The 18,855-nt window shown below is 29.6% G+C and carries 19 protein-coding genes; 15 read left to right on the forward strand and 4 right to left on the reverse strand.

Translation table 11 applies throughout. The features are described from left to right. The first annotated feature begins 71 nt into the window (after nt 1-71). The 8 genes from ABIV_RS11250 to accA all read left to right on the forward strand — a co-directional run bounded on the left by ABIV_RS11250 (nt 72) and on the right by accA (nt 6,764). The gene (locus ABIV_RS11250; protein ID WP_114839969.1) at nt 72-1,298 is read left to right on the forward strand and encodes a molybdopterin molybdotransferase MoeA; all 1,227 of its coding nucleotides are present in this window, start codon (nt 72-74) and stop codon (nt 1,296-1,298) included. Then, nucleotides 1,291-1,968, forward strand: a complete 678-nt coding sequence (gene queC, locus ABIV_RS11255) for a 7-cyano-7-deazaguanine synthase QueC (RefSeq protein ID WP_114839970.1) — start codon at nt 1,291-1,293, stop codon at nt 1,966-1,968. Before ABIV_RS11250 ends, queC begins: the two co-directional genes overlap by 8 nt. Before the next feature lie 3 nt (nt 1,969-1,971). Further along, the gene (locus tag ABIV_RS11260; protein WP_114839971.1) at nt 1,972-2,505 is read left to right on the forward strand and encodes a 6-carboxytetrahydropterin synthase; all 534 of its coding nucleotides are present in this window, start codon (nt 1,972-1,974) and stop codon (nt 2,503-2,505) included. Next, on the forward strand, nt 2,492-3,247 hold the full coding sequence (locus ABIV_RS11265; RefSeq protein ID WP_228254300.1) for a 7-carboxy-7-deazaguanine synthase QueE: 756 nt from the start codon (nt 2,492-2,494) through the stop codon (nt 3,245-3,247). The genes ABIV_RS11260 and ABIV_RS11265 overlap by 14 nt, the downstream gene beginning before the upstream one ends. 107 nt (nt 3,248-3,354) lie before the next feature. Next, nucleotides 3,355-4,098 (forward strand): 3-oxoacyl-ACP reductase FabG, encoded by a 744-nt coding sequence (fabG, locus tag ABIV_RS11270; RefSeq protein WP_114839972.1) that lies wholly within the window; start codon nt 3,355-3,357, stop codon nt 4,096-4,098. A 62-nt stretch (nt 4,099-4,160) separates the two neighbouring features. Continuing rightward, nucleotides 4,161-4,391: an acyl carrier protein gene (acpP, locus tag ABIV_RS11275; protein WP_114839973.1), complete on the forward strand. Its 231-nt coding sequence runs from the start codon at nt 4,161-4,163 to the stop codon at nt 4,389-4,391. A gap of 136 nt (nt 4,392-4,527) precedes the next feature. After that, nucleotides 4,528-5,787 (forward strand): beta-ketoacyl-ACP synthase II, encoded by a 1,260-nt coding sequence (locus tag ABIV_RS11280; RefSeq protein WP_114839974.1) that lies wholly within the window; start codon nt 4,528-4,530, stop codon nt 5,785-5,787. Nucleotides 5,788-5,825: 38 nt separating this feature from the next. Continuing rightward, nucleotides 5,826-6,764 carry an acetyl-CoA carboxylase carboxyl transferase subunit alpha gene (gene accA / locus ABIV_RS11285; protein WP_114839975.1) on the forward strand — a complete coding sequence of 313 codons (939 nt, stop codon included), beginning with the start codon at nt 5,826-5,828 and terminating at the stop codon, nt 6,762-6,764. Nucleotides 6,765-6,800: 36 nt separating this feature from the next. Here the strand turns inward: accA and ABIV_RS11290 are convergent, their stop codons facing one another. After that, a complete protein-coding gene (locus tag ABIV_RS11290) occupies nt 6,801-7,133 on the reverse strand; it encodes a histidine triad nucleotide-binding protein (protein ID WP_114839976.1) in 333 nt (110 codons plus the stop codon). Between the two features lie 98 nt (nt 7,134-7,231). Between ABIV_RS11290 and pheS the strand changes: the two genes are divergently transcribed. The 7 genes from pheS to efp all read left to right on the forward strand — a co-directional run bounded on the left by pheS (nt 7,232) and on the right by efp (nt 16,622). Continuing rightward, nucleotides 7,232-8,224: a phenylalanine--tRNA ligase subunit alpha gene (gene pheS / locus ABIV_RS11295; RefSeq protein WP_114839977.1), complete on the forward strand. Its 993-nt coding sequence runs from the start codon at nt 7,232-7,234 to the stop codon at nt 8,222-8,224. Beyond that, a complete protein-coding gene (gene pheT / locus ABIV_RS11300) occupies nt 8,221-10,542 on the forward strand; it encodes a phenylalanine--tRNA ligase subunit beta (protein WP_114839978.1) in 2,322 nt (773 codons plus the stop codon). Before pheS ends, pheT begins: the two co-directional genes overlap by 4 nt. A gap of 10 nt (nt 10,543-10,552) precedes the next feature. After that, complete coding sequence (aroA, locus tag ABIV_RS11305; RefSeq protein ID WP_114839979.1) at nt 10,553-11,830, forward strand: 3-phosphoshikimate 1-carboxyvinyltransferase; 1,278 nt, start codon at nt 10,553-10,555, stop codon at nt 11,828-11,830. A gap of 59 nt (nt 11,831-11,889) precedes the next feature. Further along, nucleotides 11,890-12,723 carry a 4-hydroxy-3-methylbut-2-enyl diphosphate reductase gene (locus tag ABIV_RS11310; RefSeq protein WP_114839980.1) on the forward strand — a complete coding sequence of 278 codons (834 nt, stop codon included), beginning with the start codon at nt 11,890-11,892 and terminating at the stop codon, nt 12,721-12,723. 71 nt (nt 12,724-12,794) lie between these two features. Further along, a complete protein-coding gene (locus ABIV_RS11315; RefSeq protein WP_114839981.1) occupies nt 12,795-14,447 on the forward strand; it encodes a 30S ribosomal protein S1 in 1,653 nt (550 codons plus the stop codon). Nucleotides 14,448-14,459: 12 nt separating this feature from the next. Continuing rightward, entirely contained in the window at nt 14,460-16,046 is a 1,587-nt protein-coding gene (serA, locus tag ABIV_RS11320) for a phosphoglycerate dehydrogenase (protein ID WP_114839982.1), read from the forward strand. A 12-nt stretch (nt 16,047-16,058) separates the two neighbouring features. Then, nucleotides 16,059-16,622 carry an elongation factor P gene (efp, locus tag ABIV_RS11325; RefSeq protein ID WP_114839983.1) on the forward strand — a complete coding sequence of 188 codons (564 nt, stop codon included), beginning with the start codon at nt 16,059-16,061 and terminating at the stop codon, nt 16,620-16,622. A 358-nt stretch (nt 16,623-16,980) separates the two neighbouring features. On the opposite strand, the gene ribD is transcribed toward efp, so the two are convergent. From ribD to rbfA, 3 genes are all read right to left on the reverse strand, one after another. Then, the gene (gene ribD / locus ABIV_RS11330; RefSeq protein WP_114839984.1) at nt 16,981-17,988 is read right to left on the reverse strand and encodes a bifunctional diaminohydroxyphosphoribosylaminopyrimidine deaminase/5-amino-6-(5-phosphoribosylamino)uracil reductase RibD; all 1,008 of its coding nucleotides are present in this window, start codon (nt 17,986-17,988) and stop codon (nt 16,981-16,983) included. Nucleotides 17,989-18,062: 74 nt separating this feature from the next. Then, nucleotides 18,063-18,491 carry a ribosome maturation factor RimP gene (gene rimP / locus ABIV_RS11335; RefSeq protein ID WP_114839985.1) on the reverse strand — a complete coding sequence of 143 codons (429 nt, stop codon included), beginning with the start codon at nt 18,489-18,491 and terminating at the stop codon, nt 18,063-18,065. Next, entirely contained in the window at nt 18,488-18,847 is a 360-nt protein-coding gene (gene rbfA / locus ABIV_RS11340; protein ID WP_114839986.1) for a 30S ribosome-binding factor RbfA, read from the reverse strand. Before rbfA ends, rimP begins: the two co-directional genes overlap by 4 nt. Nucleotides 18,848-18,855 lie beyond the last annotated feature (8 nt).

Genomic DNA, 18,855 nt, shown 5'->3' on the forward strand with positions numbered 1-18,855 from the left:
TTAAACTCACTTTTAAAAAATTTGGGTATTATAGCTTAATTGTCATAAGGTATTAGTAAAAAAGGAACTACATGGCATTAAGTGTAAATAATGCATTAAAAACTATCATAGAATTAAATATTGAACCTAATTTTGAAATAATTCCAATTGAAGAGTCTACAAATAGAATTTGCGCAGAGACAATCTATGCAAAACTTCCCTTACCAAGATTTAACAATTCTGCAATGGATGGATATGCTTTAAAATTTGAAGATATAGATAAAGAGATTAAAGTTATAGATACAGTATTTGCTGGAGATAATAAAGATATAAACTTAGAAGAAGCAAACTGTGTAAAAATCATGACAGGTGCTGTTGTACCCCAAGATGCAACTTTAGTTGTTCCAAAAGAAAACTGTATTGAAATAAGTAATGAAAAAATAAAAATAGAAGATAAAGAGTTAAAAAAATTTTCTCATATTAGATTTGTAGGAGAAGATGTAAATAGTGGAGAGGAAATACTTAGCAAAGGAGATGAAATAAACTTTGCAAATATTACTCTACTTAGTTCTCAGGGTATCTCATATATAAAAGTTTATAAAAAACCTAAAGTTATTGTTTTTGCAAGTGGAGAAGAGCTAAAACTTCATTATGAAAAAATTGAAGATCACCAAATTTATAACTCAAATACTCCTACTCTTCTTACAAGATGTAAAGAACTAAATTGTGATGTAACTTTTATAGGTCAAGCAAGAGATAGTGTTGAATCTTTAGAGAGTTTAATAAAAAACTCACTTGATGCTGATTTAATTATCACTTCAGGAGGAGTATCTGTTGGGGATGCTGATTTTACAAATGAAGCTTTTTTAAATTTAGGTTTTGAAGAGATTTTTAAAGGAATTAAGATAAAACCAGGTAAACCAACAATATTTGGAAAAATCAATAATACCTATATTTTAAATTTACCAGGTAATCCTCTTGCTTCAGCTTTAATTTTTGAATTTTTTGGAAAAGTTCTAATTCAAAAACTATTAGGTTCAAATCTACTTTATCCTAATTGCATAAATGCAAAGTTAGGTGTAGATTTAAAAAATAAAAAAGGAAGAATTACTATAATTCCAGGTTGGTTTGATGGAGAGTTTTTCTTTCCAGAAGATAAACGTCTACCAGGAATGGTTGCAACATTAAGTAGAAGTAATTGTATTATAGTATTAGATGAGAATGTTGCTCTATTAAAAAAAGACTCAAATGTAAAACTTCTACCAATTAATTGGAAATTTTTTAGAAAAGATTATAAGGACTATTTAACATATGAATAAAACTATTAAAAAAGCAGTTTGTATTCTAAGTGGAGGGATGGATTCTACTTTAGCTTCATATATGGCAAAAAATGAAGGATATGAGATAATTGCTGTTCACTTTAATTATGGTCAAAGAACAGAAAAAAGAGAGTTACAAGCTTTTAGAGATATTTGTGCTGACCTACAAATAAAAGAAAAATATGAAATTGATATACCTTTTTTTACTCAAATTGGAGCAAGTGCATTAACTGATTCATCAATTGATGTACCAACAAATGGTGTAGAAGAAGGTGTTCCAGTTACTTATGTTCCTTTTAGAAATGGTATCTTTCTTTCAATTGCAAGTGCAATTGCAGAAAAAGAAGAAGCAAATGCTTTATTTATTGGAGTTGTAGAAGAGGATAGTTCAGGTTATCCTGATTGTACTGATGAATTTATCTCTAAAATGACAAATGCCATAAATCAAGGAACAAAAGAGTCAACTAAGATAGAGATTAAAACTCCCCTTGTACATTTAATGAAAAATGAGATTGTTGAAAAATCTTTAGAATTAAATGTTCCTCTGGAGCATACTTGGTCTTGCTATAAAGAAGAGAGTGAAGCTTGTGGAGTTTGTGACTCATGTAGATTAAGATTAAATGGTTTCAAAAAAGCGAATGCTACAGATCCAATAAAGTATAAGGAATAAGTTTTGACTTGGAAAATTTCAAAATCTTTTGATTTTTGTTATGGACATAGAGTTTGGTCTCAAACTTTAAATAGTGAATACTCTTTAGACCCTTGTTTAAAGTGTAGACATTTACATGGACATCAAGGACAAATTGTTATCTTTTTAGAAGCAAATGAGTTAAAAGATGGGATGGTAACAGATTTTAAACACTTAAACTGGTTCAAACAATTTTTAGATGATGTACTAGACCATAAATTTATTATCGATATAAATGATCCTCTTTACCCTACTTTACTTCCACATTTTAAAAAAGAAGATTTAATCTACTTTGAACAAGGTTATTATATTCCTGATATGAATAAAATCAAAGAAGAAGCACTTCATATTAAAGAGATGTATGAAGGATATGTAATAGTTGATTTTGTACCTACAAGTGAAAATCTATCTGCTTGGTTTTTAAAAATTGCAAGTGAAAAGATGAAAAATCTTGGTATAAAAGTTTCAAGTGTAGAGTTTGCAGAAACTCCAAAAAGTAAAAGCCATGTCTTTGCTTGAAGTAAATGAGATATTTGGGCCAACAATTCAAGGAGAAGGAAAATTAGTTGGTACTCCCTCTATTTTTATAAGACTGGGTAAATGTAACTTTAAATGTGAAGGTTTTAATGTAGAGTATGAAACTCCTAGTGGGATAAAAAAATGCTCTTGTGACTCATATTATGCAGTTGATATGGCATTTAAAGAGCAGTGGCAACAAATGAATGCACAGCAGATTATAAAAGAGGTTTTACTCCTTGAACCAAACTATAAAATTGATATTGTTATCACTGGGGGAGAGCCACTTTTATATTGGAAAAATGAAGAGTTTCAAAAACTTTTAAAACACTATATTGAGAATAATTATAAAGTAACTATTGAAACAAATGGGTCATTAAATATTGATTTAACAGAAACTTATCAGAAACAAATTCTATTTTCAATGAGTGTAAAACTATCAAACTCTTTAGAACCACTAAAGAAAAGAGTTAATGTAAATACTCTAACAAAAATCATAACTGAAACAGAGGGTTCATACTTAAAATTTGTTATAGATGAAGGCTTTAAAGAAGAAGCAAATATAGAGATACAAAATATTCTTTCTTCTATACCAAAAGTTGATGTTTTCCTTATGCCAATGGGTGATACAGCGGAACAAATAAATAAAAATAGTGAAGCAGTAATTAACTTAGCTATTGAAAATGGATATAAATATTGTGATAGATTGCATATTAGAGTTTGGGACAATAAAAGAGGTGTTTAACAAACTTTAGATATAATATATGCTTTAACATGAATTTAATGTGTTATTTCATTAAAGAAATAAAATACTAAGGTTTCTACAAAGAAACTATTTTAAGGACTAATTGAATGAAATTTAGTGGATCAAATGTACTAGTAACTGGTGCAAGTAGAGGAATAGGTGCTGAAATTGCAAAAACTCTAGCTTCTTATGGTTTAAAAGTTTGGATTAACTATAGAAGCGGTGCTGAAGCTGCAGAAAAAATTAAAGAAGAGATTGAAGCAGCTGGTGGAACTGCTGCGATTGTTAAAGCTGATGTAACAAAAGAAGATGAATTTACTGCTGCTATTAAAACTATTGTTGATGCTGATGGAGAACTTTCTTATTTAGTAAACAATGCTGGTATTACAAAAGATAAATTAGCACTAAGAATGTCAGTTGAAGATTTTAATGATGTAATTGCTGCTAACTTAACATCTGCATTTATTGGATGTAAGGGTGCTTTAAAAGTTATGGGTAAAAAGAAGTTTGGTTCTATTGTAAATATCTCTTCAATTGTTGGAGAAATGGGAAATCCAGGTCAAACAAACTATTCTGCTTCTAAAGGTGGCTTAAATGCAATGACTAAATCATTTGCTAAAGAAGCAGCAGCTAGAGGAATTAGATATAATGCTGTTACTCCTGGTTTTATTCAAACAGATATGACTGATGAATTAAAAGAGGAAGTTAAAGCAGAATATGAGAGAAATATCCCTCTTAGTAGATTTGGTCAACCTAAAGAAATTGCGGACGCAGTAGCATTTTTATTGAGTGATCATTCATCGTATATTACGGGTGAAATACTAAAAGTAAATGGTGGATTATACGTTTAAAAAAGATTTATTAAATCTTTTTATGGTATAATTTGGCGATAATTTTAAAAAAGGAAAAGAATATGGCATTATTTGATGATGTAAAAGAAGTAGTAGTTGAGCAACTTGATTGTGATCCTGCAGAAGTTAAGGAAGAGTCTAAATTTATTGAAGATTTAGGTGCTGACTCACTAGACGTTGTTGAATTAGTTATGGCGTTAGAAGAGAAATTCGATATCGAAATTCCAGACGAAGATGCAGAAGGTATCTTAACTGTTGCTGATGCTATTAAATACATCGAAGATAACGCGTAATTTCTACGCTATTCTTATAGTATAAGCCAGTATTCTATACTGGCTTTTTTTTAATAAAAATTATTTGAATTGTTGAATTTTTAATATTTATTTTAAGAATTGAATTATTTAAATACTTAATTTTGGAGCATATTTAATGAGAAGAGTTGTTATAACAGGTTTAGGAACAATCAATTCAGTAGGACATAACGTAGAGGATTCATTCAATGCCGTTTTAGATGGTAAATGTGGTGTAAATAATATCACTCTATTTGATGCTAGTGAATATTCTGTGCAGTTTGCAGCAGAAGTTAAAGATTTTGATCCTACAACTGTAATGGATAAAAAAGAAGTAAAAAAAGCTGATAGATTCATTCAATTAGGAATCAAAGCAGCAAATGAAGCTATGAATGATGCAGGATACATCAATGCAGAGAATAAAAGAGTTGATGAATCAATTTGTGAAAGATTTGGAGTTATCTCAGCTTCAGGAATTGGTGGATTAGCAACAATTGAAAAAAACTCTGTTACTTGTGAAATAAAAGGACCAAAAAGAATTTCTCCTTTCTTTATTCCTTCATCATTAGTTAATATGTTAGGTGGATTTATCTCAATTGAGCATGGATTAAAAGGTCCTTCATTATCTCACGTAACAGCTTGTGCAGCTTCAACACACGCTTTAGCAGATGCAGTAAAAACTATTGCTACAAATGGTGCAGATAGAGTTTTAGTTGTTGGTGCAGAGAGTGCAATTTGTGGAGCAGGAATCGGTGGATTTGCTGCAATGAAAGCATTATCTACAAGAAATGATAGTCCGCAAACTGCTTCAAGACCATTTGATAAAGACAGAGATGGTTTTGTTATGGGAGAAGGTGCTGGAGCACTTGTTCTTGAAACATTAGAATCAGCACAAGCAAGAGGAGCAAGAATCTATTGTGAAGTAATTGGTTTTGGTGAGTCAGGTGATGCTAACCATATTACAGCACCAGTTATTGATGGTCCATTAAGAGCAATGAAAGCAGCACTTGCAATGGCAAAAGCTAATACAAATGAAGATATTAAAATTGATTATATCAATGCACACGGTACATCAACTCCTGTTGGAGATGTTAATGAATCAAAAGCAATCGTTGAATTATTTAATGGTCTTGAAAACTGTCCTCCTGTAACTTCTACAAAAGGTCAAGTTGGTCACTGTTTAGGTGCAGCTGGTGCGATTGAAGCAATTTTTACAATTAAAGCATTAACAGAAGGAATTATTCCTCCAACAATTAATATTGAAAACCAAGATGAAGAGTGTAAATTAGATTACGTTCCAAATACTCCTAGAAAAGTAGAATTAAATACTGTAATGAGTAATAACTTTGGTTTTGGTGGAACTAACGGTTCTGTAATTTTTAGAAAATTAAAAGACTAAGACTAGAGTTTAAACTCTTTTTTAAAAAGGAATAATATTTGGCAACTTATTTAGATTTTGAAGACAAAATAAAAAAAATTGAAGAAGATATCACAGTTGCAAAAACAAGAAATGATGAACATGCAGTAGAGATACTAGAAAAGAAGTTAGAAAAAGAGGTTGAAAAAACATTTAAAAACCTTAGTGATTATCAAAAACTTCAATTAGCTAGACACCCTGATAGACCATATGCGATGGATTATATCAAGGGATTAATGACTGATTATTACGAAATTCATGGGGATAGACATTATGATGATGACCATGCAATTGTATGTTTCCTTGGTTACATTGGAAATGAAAAAGTTGTAGTAATTGGAGAACAAAAAGGAAGAGGAACTAAAGATAAGTTAAAAAGAAACTTTGGTATGCCCTCTCCTGAAGGTTATAGAAAAGCTTTAAGAGCAGCAAGATTAGCTGAAAAGTTTAACTTACCGATTCTTATGCTTGTTGACACTCCAGGTGCATATCCTGGAATTGGTGCAGAAGAGAGAAATCAAAGTGAAGCAATTGCCAAAAACTTATATGAATTTTCTGAACTTAAAACTCCAACTGTTTCAGTTGTAATTGGAGAAGGTGGTTCAGGTGGAGCTTTAGCTATTTCAGTGGCAGATAAATTAGCAATGATGAGATACTCTGTTTATGCAGTAATCTCTCCTGAAGGTTGTTCTGCTATTTTATGGAATGACCCTGCTAAAGTTGAAACTGCTGCAAATGCACTTAAAATTACTGCTGAATCATTAGAAGAATTAGGTCTAATTGATGATGTAGTAAATGAGCCGTTAATTGGTGCTCATAGAAAAAAAGAAGAAGCAATCAAAGCTTTAGGTGACTATTTTTTAACTTCATTAGCTGAATTAAAACAATTAACACCTGCGCAAAGATATGAAAAGAAATATGAAAAACTTATGAACTTAGGAAAGTTCGAAGAGAAATAAAAAAAGGATAAGAAGTTGTAGAAACTCTACAACTTTTTAATCTCTTACTAATCTACCAACTGGTTCTCCACCAATCATATGAAAATGTAAATGATGTACTTCTTGTCCACCATCATCTCCAATATTAGTAATTAATCTATATCCACTCTCTCTAATACCTAATTTAGAAGCAACTTTATGCATAAATTCTGTCATTGCCGCCATAATTTTTGGAGGAACAACATCAAATGAATCATAGTGCTCTTTAGGGATAATTAAAACATGAATTTTTCTAGCTGGATTAATATCATTAAATGCTAAAAAGTTTTCATCTTCTAAGATAGTTTGATTAGGGATTTCACCTTTAACTATTTTGCAAAAAATACACATATATTCACCTTTTTTAGTTTGGAAAATATTATAACCAAACTCTAATAAATTTTAAAGTATAATCCATACCTTTATAAATAAACAACAGGAGAATAAAAGTGAAAGAATGGCTTGATAAAATAGATAATGCTGATTCACTTGAAGTTCTAGAGAATTTAAGAATTGAAACTTTAGGTAAAAAAGGTATTATCCCTGCAGAATTTGCAAAAATGAAAGATGTTCCAGGGCCAGAAAAGAAAGCTTTTGCTGAAAATTTAAATAAGCAAAAAACAGAAATTACAGAGGCTCTAGAAAATAAAAAAGAGATTTTAGAAAAGCAAGCTCTTGAGGTAAAACTACAAGAAGAGACTATTGACGTTACAAAGTTTAATAATGAATTAACATGTGGTGCAGCTCACCCAGTTGCTTTAACAATGGACAGAATTATTACATATTTTCAAAACCTTAACTTTGCAGTTGAAGAAGGTCCATTAGTAGAAGATGATTTTCATAACTTTGAAGCATTAAATCTTCCTAAACACCACCCAGCAAGAGATATGCAAGATACATTCTATAATAAAGATTATACTCTATTAAGAACGCACACTTCTCCTGTACAAATTAGAACAATGTTAAGTCAGCAAACACCTATTAGGATGATTGCTCCAGGTACTGTATTTAGAAGAGATTTTGATTTAACTCATACTCCAATGTTCCATCAAGTTGAAGCATTAGTAGTTGATGAAGCAGATAAAGTTTCTTTTGCAAACTTAAAACATGTATTAGTAGAATTTTTACATCATATGTTTGGAGATGTTGAAGTTAGATTTAGACCTTCATTTTTCCCATTTACAGAACCATCAGCAGAAGTAGATATTTCATGTGTATTCTGTAAAGGTGATGGATGTAGAGTTTGTTCACAAACAGGTTGGTTAGAAGTACTTGGTTGTGGTGTTGTTGACCAAAATGTATTCAAAGCAGTAGGATATGAAAATAAATCAGGATATGCTTTTGGATTAGGTGTTGAAAGATTTGCAATGCTAATTCATAATATTGGTGATTTAAGATCTCTTTTTGAGAGTGATTTAAGATTATTAGGACAGTTCAAATGATTATTACTAGATCGTGGATTCAAGAATATATAGATATTTCAAAAATATCAACTGAAGATATTTGTAAAACTTTTAACTCAATTGGTCTAGAAGTTGATAGTGTAGAAAAACAAAGAATAGCTCCTAAAGTAGTAGTTGGAAAAGTATTAGAGAAAGAGAAACATCCAGATGCAGACAAATTAAATGTTTGTCAAGTTGATATAGGAACTGAAGTTGTTCAAATTGTTTGTGGTGCTAAAAATGTAGCGGCAGGTCAATTTGTACCAGTTGCTGTAGTTGGATGTAACTTAGGTGAAGATTTTAAAATCAAAAAAGCAAAACTTAGAGGGTTAGAGTCAAATGGTATGATTTGTTCTTCTACTGAATTAGGACTTGCAAAATTAAATGATGGAATTTTAGAACTTGATGAATCAATTGGAAAATTAGAAATTGGTAAAGAGTTAAGCGAATATCCAGCATTAAATGATGATATTATCGAAATTGAATTAACTGCAAATAGAGGGGACTGTTTAAGTATAAATGGTGTAGCAAGAGAGTTATCAGCATTTTATTCTATTCCTTTTAAAGAGCAAGAATTTAAAATCAATTACAATGACTTAGGTATTGGTCAAGTATTAGAAGTAGAGAGTTTAAGTACAATTGAATCTAAATATATTTATACAGTAATTAATTCAGAAAACTTCTCATTACCAGTTTTACAAAGATTAAGAGTAGGAACAATTGATAAATTTAAAGAGAATGATTTAGTTGATACTTTAAGTTATATTACGCACTCAACTGGTGTAATTTTAAATGCTTATGCAAAAAAAGATGCTGAAGATATAAAAGGTTTAGCAACAATTCACATCCAAAAAGATAAACAAGGTTTTGATGTAATCATTGGAGAAAAAAAGCTAAGCACTGTTGGTGTTGAGCACTCAGAAGTAGAAAAAGATACTAACAATGAATATATCATTGAAGCTTCTTATATTAATCCTGAACTTTTATCAAAAAAAGTTTTTGAAACAAAAAAAGAGACAGGAGAAATTTATTATAGAAGTTCAAGAGGTAGTGAACCAGATATTGAATTAGGTATGAAATCTTTTTGTTCTTTAATTTCTCAATATGGAGCTGAAGTTTATAATGGAAATGAAGCTTTAATTGATTATGAAGAGAAAATCACAATAGATGCAAGTGTAAATAAAATCAATGCAATTATTGGTGAAAATATTGAAAAAGTTAAAATTGATAAAATTTTAAGTGACTTAGGTTTTGAAGTAAAAGATAATTCAACTGATGTATTATCAATTAAAGTTCCTCACTATAGACATGACATTAAAAATATAGCTGATGTTACAGAAGAAGTTGTAAGAATTATTGGAATTGATAATATTAAAGCAAAACCTTTAGCAATTGATGAAGTAAATAGAGTAAATAAAACTTCAATTGACTTAATTAAGAAAAACAAATTAAGAGCAAAAGCTATTGAAAATGGTTTCTTTGAAACAGTTACATATGTATTCTCAGATAGAGATAAATTAACTAAATACTCTTTACCAACTGTACAAGAAGGACTTGACCTTCTAAACCCTATTGTAAAAGAGTTAGATACATTTAGAACAACTATTTCATTAAATCTAATTGAAGCTTGTGCAAATAATGCAAAACTTGGATTTAAAGCAGCTGCATTCTTTGAAATTGGAAAAATTTTCAATATGAAAAGGGAAGAAAAAACTGTTGTTTCTTTTGTATTCTCTGGACAAAAAGAGTTAGAAGAGATTTCAAATGCAGGAAAACCTGAAAATATTGATTTTTTCAACTTTGCAAAAAGAGTATTAAATAGTGTTGGAAAATTTGATTTAGAACCAATGAAAAAAATCTCAAATGATTTAATTCATCCATACCAAAGTGCAGATATTATTATTGATGGTAAAGTTGCTGGATATATCTCTAAACTACACCCAAGTGTAGCAAATGAGTATGACTTAAGTGATACTTTTATTGCAGAAATTGATTTTGATTCAATTTCAAATGATTTAATAAAAGTTGATAGTTATTCAAAATTCCAAGCATCAAGAAAAGATTTAAGTTTAATTGTTCCAAAAGATATGGAATTTAATAAAATTAAAGAAGTAATTAACTCTTTAGATAATAAAAATATCAAACAATATAACTTAATAGATATCTATACAGATGAAAAACTTGGAGATAATGAGAGTTTAACAATTAGATTTATTCTGCAAAACAATGAAAAAACATTAGAAGAAGAAGATATTACTTCTACAATGAGTAGTATTTTAGAAGCATTAAAAGAAAAATTAAATATTGAATTAAGATAAGGAAAATAAAGTGGAAACATTTAACATTAAAAAACTGTCTAAACCTTTTAACATAGAGATTGACTCAATTGCAAGTGATAAATCTATATCACATAGATGTGCAATGTTTTCACTATTTTCAAATGAAACTTCATATATTAAAAATTACCTTACAGCAGAAGATACATTAAATACTTTAAGCATAGTAGAACAATTAGGTGCTAAAATCACACGTAATGGTTCTACTGTAGAGATTACACCTACAGATAAGTTAACTGAACCTAAAGATATTCTAGATTGTGGTAACTCAGGAACGGCAATGAGACTATTTTGTGGTTTACTTGCTTCAATTGATGGAGCATTTACTCTAACTGGGGATAAATATCTTAGAGAAAGACCTATGAAAAGAGTAGCTGACCCTTTAAGAAGTATTGGTGCAAATATTGATGGAAGAGAAAAAGGTAATAAAGCTCCACTATTTATTCGTGGAGTAAAAGAATTAAAACCTTTTACTTATCACTCTCCTGTTGATTCAGCACAAGTTAAATCTGCAATGATTCTTGCAGCACTTAGAGCCAATGGTATTTCAAAATATAAAGAAAATGAGCTTACACGTGACCATACAGAAAGAATGTTAACAGGTATGGGAGCTAAATTAGAAATAGATAATGAAGGGTTTATAAATATTCATCCTTTAGAAGGACATTTAAAGCCATTAAATATTACAGTTCCAACAGACCCTAGTTCTGGATTCTTTTTTGCAGTTGCAGCTGCAATTACTAAAGATTCAAGAGTTGTAATAAAAAATGTATCTTTAAATCCAACTAGAATTGAAGCCTATCAAGTTCTTAAAAGAATGGGTGCAGAAGTTAACTTTATTGAAAAAGAGAATATTTATGAACCTATTGGAGATATTGAAGTTAAATACAAAGAACTAAATGGAGTTGTTGTTGAAGATAATATCTCTTGGTTAATTGATGAACTTCCAGCTCTTTCAATTGCTATGTCAGTCGCAAATGGAAAGTCATTAGTAAAAAATGCAAAAGAGTTAAGAGTTAAAGAATCAGATAGAATAGAAGCTGTTGTTTCAAATCTAAAAAAATGTGGTGTCACTTATACTGAATTTGAAGATGGATATGAAATAATAGGAGGAACTTTAAATAAAGCCTCAATTGATTCTCATGGAGACCATAGGATTGCAATGAGTTTTGCAATTGCAGGTACTTTATGTGATATGGAAATAAATGATGTTGAATGTATTTTAACATCATTTCCTAACTTCAAAGAAATCCTTGATTCTTTATATTAAAAAAGAAATTAATTGATTAGTCCCCTTTTTTGATGGGACATCAAAAAAGGATACATTTTATGAAAGTAAAACTAGCATCAAGCTATGGTTTTTGTTTTGGAGTTAAAAGAGCAATTGAAATTGCAGAAAAATATGAAAATTCTGCAACAATGGGACCACTAATACACAATCAAAATGAAATTGATAGACTAAAAAATGATTATAATGTAGGGTTATATAATAATCTTACAGATGTAAAACCTAATGATACAGTTATTATTAGGACACATGGTATTCCAAAAAATGATTTAAAAGACTTACGTAAAAAAGATGCAAAAGTTATAAATGCAACTTGCCCTTTTGTTACAACTCCTCAACAAATTGTAAAAAAAATGTCTGCAGAAAAATACTCAATTTTAATATTTGGAGATGAAGATCATCCTGAAGTTAAAGGTGTAAAATCTTATGGTGAAGACCAAGATGATGTACATGTAGTTTTAGATATAGATGAACTTAAAAATATCAACTTTAAATATGACAAAATTGCTACTGTTGCACAAACAACAAAAAAGAAAGAGACTTACTTAGAAATTGTAAATAATCTTATTTTAAAGAATAAAGAAGTAAGAGTTTTTAATACAATTTGTGATGCTACTTTTGAAAATCAAGATGCAGCAAGAGAACTCTCAAAAGAAGTAGATGTAATGGTTGTAATTGGAGGTAAAAACTCTTCAAATACAAAACAATTACACTCCATTTGTGTAGAAAACTGTATAGATTCTTATTTAATTGAAAATGCCAAAGAACTTGATTCTACTTGGTTTAAAAATAAACACTTATGCGGTATAACTGCTGGTGCAAGTACGCCTGATTGGATTATTCAACAAGTAGTCAATGAAATAGAAAAATATTAAATTCTTAGTTTAAGTAAAATTTAGATAGAATCATAGCCATTTATAAAAAACGGTTAATACGAAGGAATAAAATGGGTATCGATGATATTGAATTAGGTGAAGACTTTGATTTTGAGAAAATGCTTAATGAGTCTTTTGAGAATGCTGAGAATAACTCTGTAGTTGATGGTGTAATTGTTGAAATTACTAATGATAGTGTACTTGTTGATGTTGGACAAAAAATTGAAGGTAAATTAAACCTTTCTGAAATCACAATCGGTGGTGAAGTTCAATTTAAAGCAGGTGATACAATTTCTGTAATGTTAATGGGAAATAAAGGTGAAAGACCAAATATTTCTTACAAAAAAGTATTACAAAAAGAAAAATTCGATGCTTTTGTTAAAGAGCACGGAGAAAACGTTGAAGACGTTACAATTGAAGGTAAAATTGTTTCTGTAAAAAACAGAGGTGGTTTTATTATTGAAGATGATTCTGGATTAGAATACTTCATGCCAATGGCACAATCTTACTTAAAAGCTCATGGAGCAATTGGTAAAAAAGTTAAAGCTAAAGTTTTAAAAGTAAACGAAGCTCAAAACTCTATTATTGTTTCTAGAAAAAAACTTATTGAAGAATCTAAAGTAGAAAAAGATTCTAAAGTAAATGAAATCTTAGAAAAAAATGAACCAGTAATTGGTACAGTTAAAAAAATCACTTCTTATGGTATGTTCATTGATTTAGGTGGAATTGATGGTTTAGTAAACTACAATGAAATCTCTTATAAAGGACCAGTTAATCCGGCTAATTACTATAGTGAAGGTGATGAAGTATCTGTTATTGTATTATCTTATGATAAAGCAAAACAACACTTATCATTATCAATTAAAGCTGCATTACCAAATCCTTGGGATGAAATTAAAGATGAATTAGAAGTTGGTGATACAATTACTGTTACAGTTTCTAACTTTGAATCTTACGGTGCATTTGTTGATTTAGGAAATGATATTGAAGGTTTATTACATATTTCTGAAATTTCATGGAATAAAAATCTTAAAAATCCAAAAGATTTATTAACTTTAGGTGAAGAAGTTAACGTTGAAGTTATCGAACTTGATGTTGATAAAAAAAGATTAAGAGTATCTTTAAAGAACTTACAAGAAAAACCATTCGCTAAATTTACAAAAGAAAACAAAGTTGGAGATGTAATCAAAGGTAAAATTGCTACATTAACTGATTTTGGTGCTTTCGTTACAATTGGTGAAGTTGATGGTTTATTACACAATGAAGAAGCTTCTTGGGAATCTAATGCAAAATGTAAATCACTTTATAAAAAAGGTGATGAAGTAGAAGTTAAGATTATTAAAATTGATAGAGAAAAAGAGAACATCTCTTTATCTGTAAAAGAAATTTCTGAATCTCCTGCTAAAAAATTCCAAAATGAGCACAAAATTGGTGATATTGTAAAAGGTGCAGTAAAAGATAAAAAAGATTTCGGAATTTTCATTAAACTTGATGATAATTTAGATGGTCTAATCAGAAATGAAGATTTTGGTCCATTAAATGTTGAAGAAGTTAATATTGGTGATGAATTAGAAGCAGTAGTAGTAAATATTGACACTAAGAAAAATAGAGTAAGATTATCAGTAAAAAGATTAGAGCAACAACAAGAAAGAGAAGTTTTAAAAGCTGTTAATGATGATACATCTATGACTTTAGGTGATTTACTAAAAGATCAAATTAAATAAGGATTTGTGCAAATGAGTAAACATACAATCGTAGTTTGTGATCATATTCATGAAGATGGTTTAAACATCTTACAAAACACTGAAGACATAAACTATGTATATGCAGCGGATATTGATAAAACAGCACTTTTAGATGTAATTAAAGATGCAGATGTTGCTATTACTAGATCTTCAACTGATGTTGATGAAAAGTTTTTAAATGCAGCAATTAATCTTAAAGCAGTAATCAGAGCTGGAGTAGGATACGATAACGTAGATATGGAAGGATGTAGCAAAAGAGGAATCATTGCTATGAACGTTCCTACTGCAAATACAATTGCAGCAGTTGAGCTTACTATGGCTCATATGCTGTCTTGTATGAGAAAATTCCCTTATGCACACAACCAATTAAAACAAGATAGAATCTGGAAAAGAGAAGATTGGTATGGAAATGAACTTTATGGTAAAAAACTTGGTGTTATTGGTTTTGGTAACATAGGTCATAGAGTTGCACTAAGAGCTAAATCTTTTGAAATGGATGTAGTTACTTACGATCCTTATATTCCTTCTACAAAAGCAACTGATTTAGGTATTAAATATACTACAAACTTTGAAGATATCTTAGCTTGTGATATTATTACTATTCATACTCCAAAAAATCAAGAAACAATTGATATGATTGGAGAAGAAGAGATTTCTAAAATGAAAGATGGAGTTATTTTAATTAACTGTGCTAGAGGTGGTTTATACAACGAAGAAGCACTTTATAATAACTTAAAATCTGGGAAAATTGCAATGGCTGGTATTGATGTGTTCAAAACAGAACCTGCAACAGATCATCCTCTTTTAGATTTAAACAATGTAACTGTAACTGCACACTTAGGTGCAAATACAAAAGAATCTCAAAAGAAAATTGCTACTCAAGCAGCAGAGAATGCTATTGAAGCAGCAAGAGGGATTGCATATCCAAATGCACTTAACCTTCCAATTGATGAGAGTAAAATTCCTTCATTTGTAAAACCATATATTGAACTAACACAAAAAATGGCTTATTTAACAGCACAAATTGATAAATCAGCTATTAGATCTATTTCTGTATGTGCTCATGGAGAAATCAAAGATTATCTTGAGTCATTATCTACATTTGCAACAGTTGGTGCGTTAACAGCTTCAAGTGATACAGCTGAAATCAACTATGTAAATGCTAAATTTATTGCAGAAGAGAAAGGTATCTCTTTTGATAATTGTGAATTAAATCATTGTACAGGTTATAGTAATAAAGTAACTATCAAAATCACTACAGAAAAAGGTGTTAACACTATTTCTGGTACTGTATTTGATGAAGATGTACAAAGAATTGTTGAATTAAATGGTTTTGACTTCGATATTGAACCAAAAGGAAAATTAATCATTATGAGAAATACTGATGTTCCTGGTGTAATTGGAGAAGTTGGTAAATTATTAGGTGATAACAAAATTAATATCTCAGACTTTAGATTAGCTCGTGGAAAAGATTCTGCATTAGCTGTAATTTTAGTTGATGAATCAATTAACCATAATCTATTAAATAAAATTAATAGCTTAGAGGCTGCAATTTCTGTAGCATATGCAGAAGTATAATTAGGAGTAACTATGGCAAATATTTCAATGAGTGACTTAAAAAAAGGTTTAAAAATTGAACTTGATGGTATTCCGTATAAAATTACTGAATATCAACATGTAAAACCAGGGAAAGGTGCTGCATTCGTAAGATGTAAAATTAAATCATTTATCAATGGAAAAGTTATTGAAAAAACTTTCCATGCTGGAGATAAATGTACTACTCCTGATTTACAACAAAAACAAATGCAATTTCTTTATGATGATGGAGAAATGCTTCAGTTCATGGACACAAATACATATGAACAAATTGGTTTAACTTATGACCAAGTTGGAGAAGCTTTTGATTGGATTATTGATGGAATGAATGTTGATATGATGTTCTTCAACGGTAAAGCAATCACAGTTGAACCTCCAATGACTGTAGAACTTAAAATTGTAGAAACACCACCTAACTTTAAAGGTGATTCTCAAGGTGGTAAAAAACCTGCTACTTTAGAATCTGGTGCTGTTGTACAAATTCCTTTTCACTTACTAGAAGGTGATATCATTAAGTGTGATACTAGAACTGGTGAGTACTTAGAAAAAGTAAAATAGTTTAGAAAAAAGAGAATAGTTTCTCTTTTTTCAACTATTTTAGACTTTGTTTTGTGTTTTAAGAAAACACAACAAAGGCAGATGTGAACTAGCTCGCTAGAGCGTATTGTCGAAGCTGAGTGAAACAAAGCAAGACATTGTGAGATAGAACTATCTCAAAACTTCCTCCTCTCTTATTTTTAACAGTTCGCTAACTTGCTAACTCTTAATTTTTATATTTATTTCATAAAACTACAAAAGTCATATTTTTAAGTAAGGTCAAGGAAGAGAAGTAAATTTATGAAAGAATTTACTGTAGTAAATGACTGATTAAATTTTCTTATTTGACGAAGAGATTGCTAAAAAGATGGCTTTTATTCTAGCCTTTTCTTTTTAAATAAATTATCTTCTCTTCACCTATATAATTTTCATGCACAATCTTAAAATCAATATCCAAATCATTTAAAGCATTTACACCTTTTCTAATCTTTGGACTTACAAGTAATACTAAATAATCAATTTTTTCTTTTAACTTATCCATTAAATTATAAGTGCCCTCAACCATAATAAATTTATAATCAAGTAATTTAAATAAATCATCACTTATTATTACTTCCCTATTAGGTACTTTAAAAAGTGGGATATTTGTATCAAAGACTTTATTTTTAGAATATATCATTATATTTGGTGCACGCCCAGCGATATATCTTGCATCAAGGGTGGGTTTATCACTTCTTACTGTATTACCACCAATAAGCATTAAATCAATCTTATCTCTTAAAGTATGTACATATGCTTTTGCAATATGAGAAGAGATAGCTCCATCTATAGAGCCATTTAGTGTTTGAGCCATCTTATAAAAAATAAAAGTACCTTGTGTCCATTTTATGAAAGGATATAAAAGCTCATATGCTTCTTTTTTCATACAATCAATGCTTACTTCTATATTTGCAGATTTTAGTGTCTCACAGCCACCTCTTGCCTCTTTATTTATATCTTCGTGTGCTATTACAACTCTTTTAGGCTTTAATTCTTTTAAAAGATTTGCACATGCAGGAGTTCTACCAATATGATTACATGGTTCCAAAGTAACATAAATAGTACAATCTTCAAAAAAGTTATTATGATTTCTAATTAAATAATCATGAATATCATGGCTAGAACTTTTTGTTTTAAGTACATCATTAGGATATTTACTTAAATATGCTGTTTTTAAAGCATTAACCTCTGCATGAGGTTTACCAGCTTCTTTATGAGCTTCAATTGCTAATATCTCACCATTTTTAACTACTACACATCCAACAGCAGGATTAGGATAAGTTAATAACTGATATTTCCATGCTTCATCTATTGCTAACTTCATATAAAAATTATCATCAATTTTCATTTTGCCCTCATTTTTATGTAAAAAAAAAGGAAGTTGAAATATCAACTCCCTTTTTAGATTATTTTATACTGTTTTTACCATTCAAAGTAAGTAGAAGCAGATGAAATTTCATCATAAGTTATAATCTCTTCACCATGCTCTGTTTTAATTTTAACTTCACTATCATCAGCAAATATTAATTCTCCTGAAATAGTATTTTTTTCAAAATCTTTTAATTTTACTTTTTCACCTATTGAGGCTTTATAGTGTCTAGGATTTTTTAATTTTCTTTCAATTCCTGGAGAACTAACTTCTAAATTATATTTTCCATTCATTGGTTCATCTAAATCTAAAATTGGTGAAATCATTCTTGATATCTCTGCACATTTATCAAGATTAATTCCATCTTTAGATGTTACATATACTCTAAAAATATTTGCATCATTCTCTTTTAAAGTAACAATATCATAAACCTCTGCACCACATCCTTGTACTGCAATTTCAATTGATTCTTCTAAATTCATGATTCACTCTTTTTATCTTTTTGTATTTGTCTAAATAAATCTTCAATACTTTTTGATGACTCTAAAGATTTATCATTTACAAATTTAAAATTAGGACATTTATACCAACCAGTAGCACTTAAAACATATGATTTAATTCTACCACTTGCTTTTGTTAAAGCTGAAATTACACCTGGAATTTCTTTGTCCTCAAAATCGCTTCCATCAAAATAAACTATTGCATCATATTTACCATTTTTGCAGTTTACTCCCGTAATTGGAAGAGATCTTATTCTTTCATCACTAAGTGTAGATAGAGCTTCTGGAATAAGCTCCATCAGTAAAGATTCAGTTCTTTGAAGATTAATACTTTTCACTAAACTAC

The organism is Halarcobacter bivalviorum, assembly GCF_003346815.1.
GTDB lineage: Bacteria > Campylobacterota > Campylobacteria > Campylobacterales > Arcobacteraceae > Halarcobacter > Halarcobacter bivalviorum.